This window comes from Streptomyces sp. NPDC001678 (assembly GCF_042892945.1).
In the GTDB taxonomy this organism is placed as follows: domain Bacteria; phylum Actinomycetota; class Actinomycetes; order Streptomycetales; family Streptomycetaceae; genus Streptomyces.
Window position 1 is genome coordinate 381,886 of sequence record NZ_JBIAUP010000007.1, and the last position, 6,080, is coordinate 387,965.

The window sequence follows — 6,080 nt, forward strand, 5'->3', positions numbered from 1 at the left end:
ACCTGGCACCCAGTGCCAGACTCGGGGGATGATCAAGCGATCGTCCGAAGCGACGGACCAGGCCTGGGCGTTGCTCGGCGGGGACCCCGCACTCATGGCCGCCGTGGAGTACGGCGGCACCGAGACAGCCCTGCCCGCCCGGCTCCCGGTCCGCGAGACGGCCCGGGCCACGGTGGCCGTCTGCGCGCTGGCCGCCGCCGAACTGCTCGCCGCCCGGCGCGGCGGGCCACTGCCGCGCGTACGCGTCGACGACGGCGCCGTCGCGACGGCGTTCGCCAGCGAGCGCCATATCCGCCGCGACGGCCGCTCCCCGGCCTCCTTCGCCCCGCTCTCCCGCTACTGGCGCACCGCCGACGGCTGGGTGCGCACCCACGCGAACTACCCCCATCACCGCGCCCGCCTCCTCGCCGCCCTCGGGCTGCCCGACCCGGGGCCGGAGGCCGACGCCGCGCCGCTGGTCGACCGGGTCGCCGCGGAGCTGGCGGGCCGGGAGGCCGCGCGGGTGGAGGAGCTGGTGTACGCGGCCGGCGGGCTGGCCGTCGCCGTGCGCACCCCCCACGAGTGGGCCGTCCACCCGCAGGGCGCGGCGGTCGCCCAGCGCCCCCTGCTCTCCCTGGAACGGATCGCCGAGGGCCCCGTCCGCGCGCTCGGGGCACCCTCCGGGGCCCTGCCCGCCGAAGGACTGCGCGTCCTCGACCTCACCCGGGTCCTCGCGGGCCCGGTCGCCACCCGCACCCTCGCCCTGCTCGGCGCGGACGTGCTGCGGATCGACTCCCCCGCCCTGCCGGAGAGCCAGGAACTGCACGACGACACCGGCCTGGGCAAGCGCTCCACCGCCCTCGACCTGGCCCGCCCCGCCGACCGCGCGGTCTTCGAGGAGCTGCTGGCCGCCGCCGACGTCGTCGTGACCGGCTACCGGCCCGGGGCGCTCGACCGGCACGGCCTGTCCCCGCAGGCCCTCGCCGAACGGCGGCCGGGCCTGGTCATCGGCCAGCTGAGCGCCTGGGGCAGCTACGGGCCGTGGGGCGGCCGGCGCGGCTTCGACAGCCTGGTCCAGGCCGCCTGCGGCATCGCCGCCACCGAGCCGGGCCCCGACGGCGGCCCCGGCGCGCTCCCCGCCCAGGCCCTCGACCACGGCACCGGCTATCTGCTGGCCGCCGCCCTGCTGCGCGCCGTCACCGAGCAGCGCGCCGGCGGCGGCACCCATCTGGCCCGGTTCGCCCTCGCGCAGACGGCGGCCTGGCTGGCCCGCGACGTGCCCCACGACGACGGCGTACCCGAGCCCGGCGGCGACGGCCACGACCCCGCGCCCTGGCTGGCCGGGGGAGAGGGCCCGCTCGGGCGGCTGCGGTACGCGCGCCCGCCCGTGGAGTTCACGGGCTCCCCGCGCGACTGGGCCCGGCGGTCCGGCCGCTGGGGCGCCGACGCCCCCGTGTGGCTGTGAGAGAACCCCGAAGCGAAGAGAATCCCCGACCCCCGGAGCGAAAGGGAGACCGACGCGTGGCCACCACCATCCGCCGAGCCGTGCTGACCCTGCCCGCGGCCTCCCCCGGCCCGGAGAACCCGCTGCCGCCGCTGCGCACCCGCGGCGACGTCCACCGCCTGGACCGCGCCGCCATGGCGGGCCTGCCGCCCGCCATGGCCCGGCGGACGCGCTACGCGCCGCTGCGCTCCCTGCTGCCCGTACGCCGCCGTGACGACTACACCCGCACCCGGGTGCCCACCGACCTCGACGCGATCGTCATCGAGAACGACCGGCTGCGCGCCACGGTCCTGCCGGGGCTCGGCGGCCGGGTGCACTCGCTCGTCCACAAGCCGACGGGCCGCCCGCTGCTCTACTCCAACCCCGTCCTCCAGCCCGCCGGCTTCGCCCTGAACGGCGCCTGGTTCTCCGGCGGCATCGAATGGAACATCGGCGCGACCGGCCACGGCGCCCTCTCCGTCGCCCCGCTCCACGCGGCCAGGGTGCCCGCGCCCGACGGCGGCCAGATGCTGCGGCTGTGGGAGTGGGAGCGGCTGCGCGACCTGCCCTTCCAGGTCGACCTGTGGCTGCCGGACGGCTCCGACTTCCTCTACGCCGGTGTGCGCGTCCGCAATCCGCACCACCGCACCGCGCCCGTCTACTGGTGGTCCAACACCGCCGTGCCCGAGGGCCCGCGCACCCGGGTCCTCGCCCCGGCCGAGCGGGCCTGGCACTTCGGCTACGACCGCGCCTCCCTGCGCCGGGTGCCCGTCCCCCACTGGGACGGCGCCGACCGGACGTACCCGGCGGACGGCACCCACCACGCCGACTACTTCTACGACCTCCCCGACGGCGAACGCCGCTGGATCGCCGCGCTCGACGGCGACGGCCAGGGGCTCGTCCAGACCTCGACCGACGCGCTCACCGGCCGCAAGCTCTTCCTGTGGGGCGCGGACGAGACCGGGCGGCGCTGGCAGGAGTGGCTCACCGAGCCCGGCACGGGCGGCTACGCCGAGATCCAGGCGGGCCTCGCGCCGACCCAGCTGGAGCACGTCCCCCTGGAGGCGGGCGGCGAGTTCGCCTGGCTGGAGGCGTACGGGCCGCTGGCGGCCGACCCCACCGCCGTCCACGGCGCCGACTGGGCGGCGGCGCGGGCCGAGGCCGCCGCACGGCTGGAGGCGGCGCTGCCGCGCGCCGCCGTGGACGCCGCGTACGAGGCGTGGCGGCCGTACGCCGACCACGAGCCCAAGGAGACACTGGCCACCGGCTCCGGCTGGGGGGCGCTCGAGGTCGAGCGGGGGCGCCTGGAGCTGCCGGGGACGCCGTTCCCGGTGCCGGCGGACGGGGGCGGGGACGAGCAGCGGCCCTGGCGGGCGCTGCTGCGCACCGGTTCACTGGGCGAGGAGGGGCCGGAGCCCGGCCCCTCCCTGGTCTCCCCCGCCTGGCGGGAGCTGCTGGAGACCGCCGGGCCGGGCCCGCACACCGCGTACCACCTGGGCGTCGCCCAGTGGCACGCCGGTGATCGCTCGCAGGCCGTCCGCAGCTGGGAGCACGCGCTCCGGCAGGGCATGGGCTGGCCGGCGCGGCGCGCGCTCGCGGCGGCGGACGTGGAACGCGGGCATCCGGAGCGGGCCGCCGACCGCTACGCACGGGCGGTGACGGAGGCCCACGAGGCGGGGGCGTCCCGGGCCGCGCGGACGGCGCTCGCGCGGGAGGCGATCGAGGCGCTGCTGGCGGTGGGGCGGGCGGAGGAGGCTGCCGCCGTGCTGGCGGCGGTGCATCCCGTTGCGCGGGCGCGGGGGCGGTTCCGGTTGCTGGAGGCGCGGGTGCTGGAGGGGCGGGGGGATGCGGCGGGGGCGCGTGCTGTTCTTGCCGAGGGGTTCGAGGTGGAGGATCTCGGTGAGGGCGAGTCGTTCCCCTGACCCGCCCCTTCCCGTTTCCCGGGGGCTCCGCCCCCGGACCCCCGGTCCTCAAACGCCGGACGGGCTGACTTTGTCAGCCGGTCCGGCGGTCGACGTACTCGAACACCGATCCGTCCGGATGACGGGCCACCAGGTTGCTGCCGATGGGCGTCCGCACGGGGCCCGCGATGATCTGCGCGCCCACCGCGAGCAGATCGGCGAGGGCCTCGTCGACGTCCGTGACGGCCAGTGTGGCCGTGATGTTGCGCAGGACGGAGAGTTCGGCCTCCGGTCCGCTCATCAGGAAGAAGCAGCCGACGGCCGCGACCGAGACCCCGCCGCGCCGGAAGCGCTGCGCCTCGGCGCCGGTCAGTCGTTCGTACACCGTGATCGACGCTTCCAGATCGCTTACGCACACCCTTAGCGAAGTCCCCAGAATGTTCATGAAAAGCAGGCTAGTTGACCCGGCAGAGCAGTTCGCCGTGGAGCACCGAGAACCACGCGTCCTCGTGACGTCCCCACTCGTGCCAGGCCTCCGCGATCGCCGCCAGGCCGGCCCGGTCCGTGTGGCCGCCCTCGACGGCGTGGCGGGCGTAGGGGTCGGAGCGGGTGCGGTCGGCCCACAGGCCGCTCCACCAGGCGCGTTGCTCGGCACCCGTGTAACACCAGGCGCCCGCCGTGGCGGTGACGTCGGTCAGCCCGGCCCGCCGGGCCCAGCCCAGCAGCCTGCTGCCGGCGTCGGGTTCGCCGCCGCCGGCGCGGGCGACGTCCACGTACAGCCGCTGCCAGTCGTCGAGGCCGGGGACGCGCGGGTACCAGGTCATCGCCGTGTAGATGACGTCGCGGACGGCGACGATCCCGCCGGGGCGGCACACGCGGCGCATCTCGCGCAGGGCGGCCACCGGGTCGTCGAGGTACTGGAGCACCTGGTGGGCGTGGACGACGTCGAAGGAGCCGTCGGGGAAGTCCAGGGCGCGGATGTCGCCGACGGTGAAGTCCACGTTGGACACGCCGCGTTCGCGGGCGGCGGCGCGGGCGGTCTCCAGGATGGCGGGGGCGGCGTCGAGGCCGGTGACCCGGCCCCGGTGCGCCAGGGCGGCCAGGTCGGCGGTGATGCTGCCGGGGCCGCAGCCTATGTCCAGGATCCGGTGGTGGGGTTCGAGTGAAGGCAGCAGGTAGGCGGCGGAGTCGGCGGCCCGGCGGCGGCCGTGGGAGCGCAGCACGGACTCGTGGTGACCGTGGATGTAGACGTTCTGCCGTTCCGGCATGGCGGCTCGTCCCTTCGCGACGGCGTGAAGTGGCGTTTCCACCGTAGGCCGTTCTCTCGCATGGTGAGAGGGATGTCTTACGATCCGGGACAGGGGGGTGACCACCTGCCGGCCCTCAAAGTCGGGTAAGTGAGCGTAACCATGTATGAGTGAGTATCGTTGTCAGAGCGTGAACCTGACGGAATGGGCGAAGACGCAGGGCGTGCATCCGCAGACCGCGTATCGCTGGTTCCGTGAGGGGACGTTGCCGGTACCGGCTCAGCGGGTCGGGCCACGCACGATCCTGGTGAACATCGACGCCACCACCACGCTCGGGGCCGTTGGCGGTCTGGGGCTGTATGCCCGCGTCTCCTCGCACGATCGGAAGACCGATCTGGAACGCCAGGTCGTCCGGCTGTCGGCGTGGGCGGCGAAGGCCGGTCACCGGGTCGTTCGTGTTGAGGCGGAGATCGCTTCCGGGATGAACGGCTGTCGTTCCAAGGCCCGGCGTCTGCTGGCCGACTCGCAGGTGACCACTGTGGTGGTGGAGCACAAGGACCGGCTCGGCCGGATGAACGTCGAGCTTGTCGAGGCCGCCTTGTCCGCGACGGGACGCCGCCTGCTGGTGCTGGACGACGGCGAGGTCGAGGACGACCTGGTGCGCGACATGGTGGAGGTGCTGACATCGTTCTGCGCCCGCCTGTATGGCCGCCGTTCGGCGAAGAACCGGGCGAAAGCCGCGTTGGAGGCCGCCGAACGTGGCTGACCTGCGCCCGATTGATTCGCCGTTCGTTGCTCTCGGGCCGTCCGGTGTCGCGGTCCGTACCCGGCTCAAGGCGATCACGGCCCAGGACAAGAAGGTGCTCAGGCTGGTCGGTGGCCACTTGGGGACGCTGGCCGGGCGTGACCTCAAGGCCCGCTGCGCGGCCGCTCTGGAGCATGACACCGACCGGTGGGCGGAGCGGAAGCGCGCCGTGACGCAAGAGGCGTCGTCCCGATGGGCCGGGAGCATCACGAAGGCCACCCACGACCAGTGGGCGCTGTCCCGCCGCGCCCAACTCGCCCACATCCAGAACCTGGAGACCGGTGTCCGTACGATTGCGCACCGACTGTCCCTCCCGGTCGGGGAGAAGGGCACTACTGAGGTTTTCGTTAGTTCTGTGGTTGTTGGGGGTGGATGGTCAGTCCGGTGTGGGTGAGGAAGGACCAGGGGAGTTGTTCGTCGGAGCAGACGCGGTGGATGCCGTGTTCGGTGGCGTCGGCGACGTCGGCGAGGTGGTCGCCGGCGAGGTTGGCGAGCTCGCGGGTCTTGATGGACGACCACAGCAGTTCCACGGGGTTGAGCTCGGGTGCGTAGGCGGGCAGCCGTTCCAGTGTGAGCCAGTCCTGGCCGGCTGCCCAGGCGCGCATGCCCCGGCTCCAGTGCGCGGACAACCCGTCCCACACCAGTACCACCGGCTCTCCGGCGTA

The 6,080-nt window shown here is 74.6% G+C and carries 6 protein-coding genes and 1 pseudogene; 4 read left to right on the plus strand and 3 right to left on the minus strand.

Annotated features, from left to right (window positions below; all coding sequences use genetic code 11):
* The first annotated feature begins 28 nt into the window (after positions 1-28).
* Positions 29-1,444, plus strand: coding sequence for a CoA transferase (locus tag ACFYZR_RS18205; protein WP_391911309.1), 1,416 nt, complete (start codon positions 29-31; stop codon positions 1,442-1,444).
* 56 nt (positions 1,445-1,500) lie between these two features.
* Positions 1,501-3,384 (plus strand): DUF5107 domain-containing protein, encoded by a 1,884-nt coding sequence (locus tag ACFYZR_RS18210; protein WP_391911311.1) that lies wholly within the window; start codon positions 1,501-1,503, stop codon positions 3,382-3,384.
* Between the two features lie 73 nt (positions 3,385-3,457).
* On the opposite strand, the gene ACFYZR_RS18215 is transcribed toward ACFYZR_RS18210, so the two are convergent.
* Both ACFYZR_RS18215 and ACFYZR_RS18220 read right to left on the minus strand, forming a co-directional pair.
* Positions 3,458-3,808, minus strand: coding sequence for a VOC family protein (locus tag ACFYZR_RS18215; protein WP_391911313.1), 351 nt, complete (start codon positions 3,806-3,808; stop codon positions 3,458-3,460).
* 10 nt (positions 3,809-3,818) lie between these two features.
* Positions 3,819-4,631, minus strand: a complete 813-nt coding sequence (locus ACFYZR_RS18220; protein WP_391911315.1) for a class I SAM-dependent methyltransferase — start codon at positions 4,629-4,631, stop codon at positions 3,819-3,821.
* A gap of 169 nt (positions 4,632-4,800) precedes the next feature.
* Here ACFYZR_RS18220 and ACFYZR_RS18225 point away from each other — a divergent pair, with 169 nt between their 5' ends.
* Positions 4,801-5,376 carry an IS607 family transposase gene (locus tag ACFYZR_RS18225; RefSeq protein ID WP_391911317.1) on the plus strand — a complete coding sequence of 192 codons (576 nt, stop codon included), beginning with the start codon at positions 4,801-4,803 and terminating at the stop codon, positions 5,374-5,376.
* A pseudogene (locus tag ACFYZR_RS18230) lies at positions 5,369-5,749 on the plus strand (IS200/IS605 family accessory protein TnpB-related protein); the annotation flags it as partial. The gene ACFYZR_RS18225 and the pseudogene ACFYZR_RS18230, both read left to right, overlap by 8 nt.
* A gap of 13 nt (positions 5,750-5,762) precedes the next feature.
* On the opposite strand, the gene ACFYZR_RS18235 reads toward ACFYZR_RS18230, so the two are convergent.
* A partial coding sequence (locus ACFYZR_RS18235) for a transposase (protein ID WP_391911319.1) occupies positions 5,763-6,080 on the minus strand: 318 nt, incomplete at its 5' end.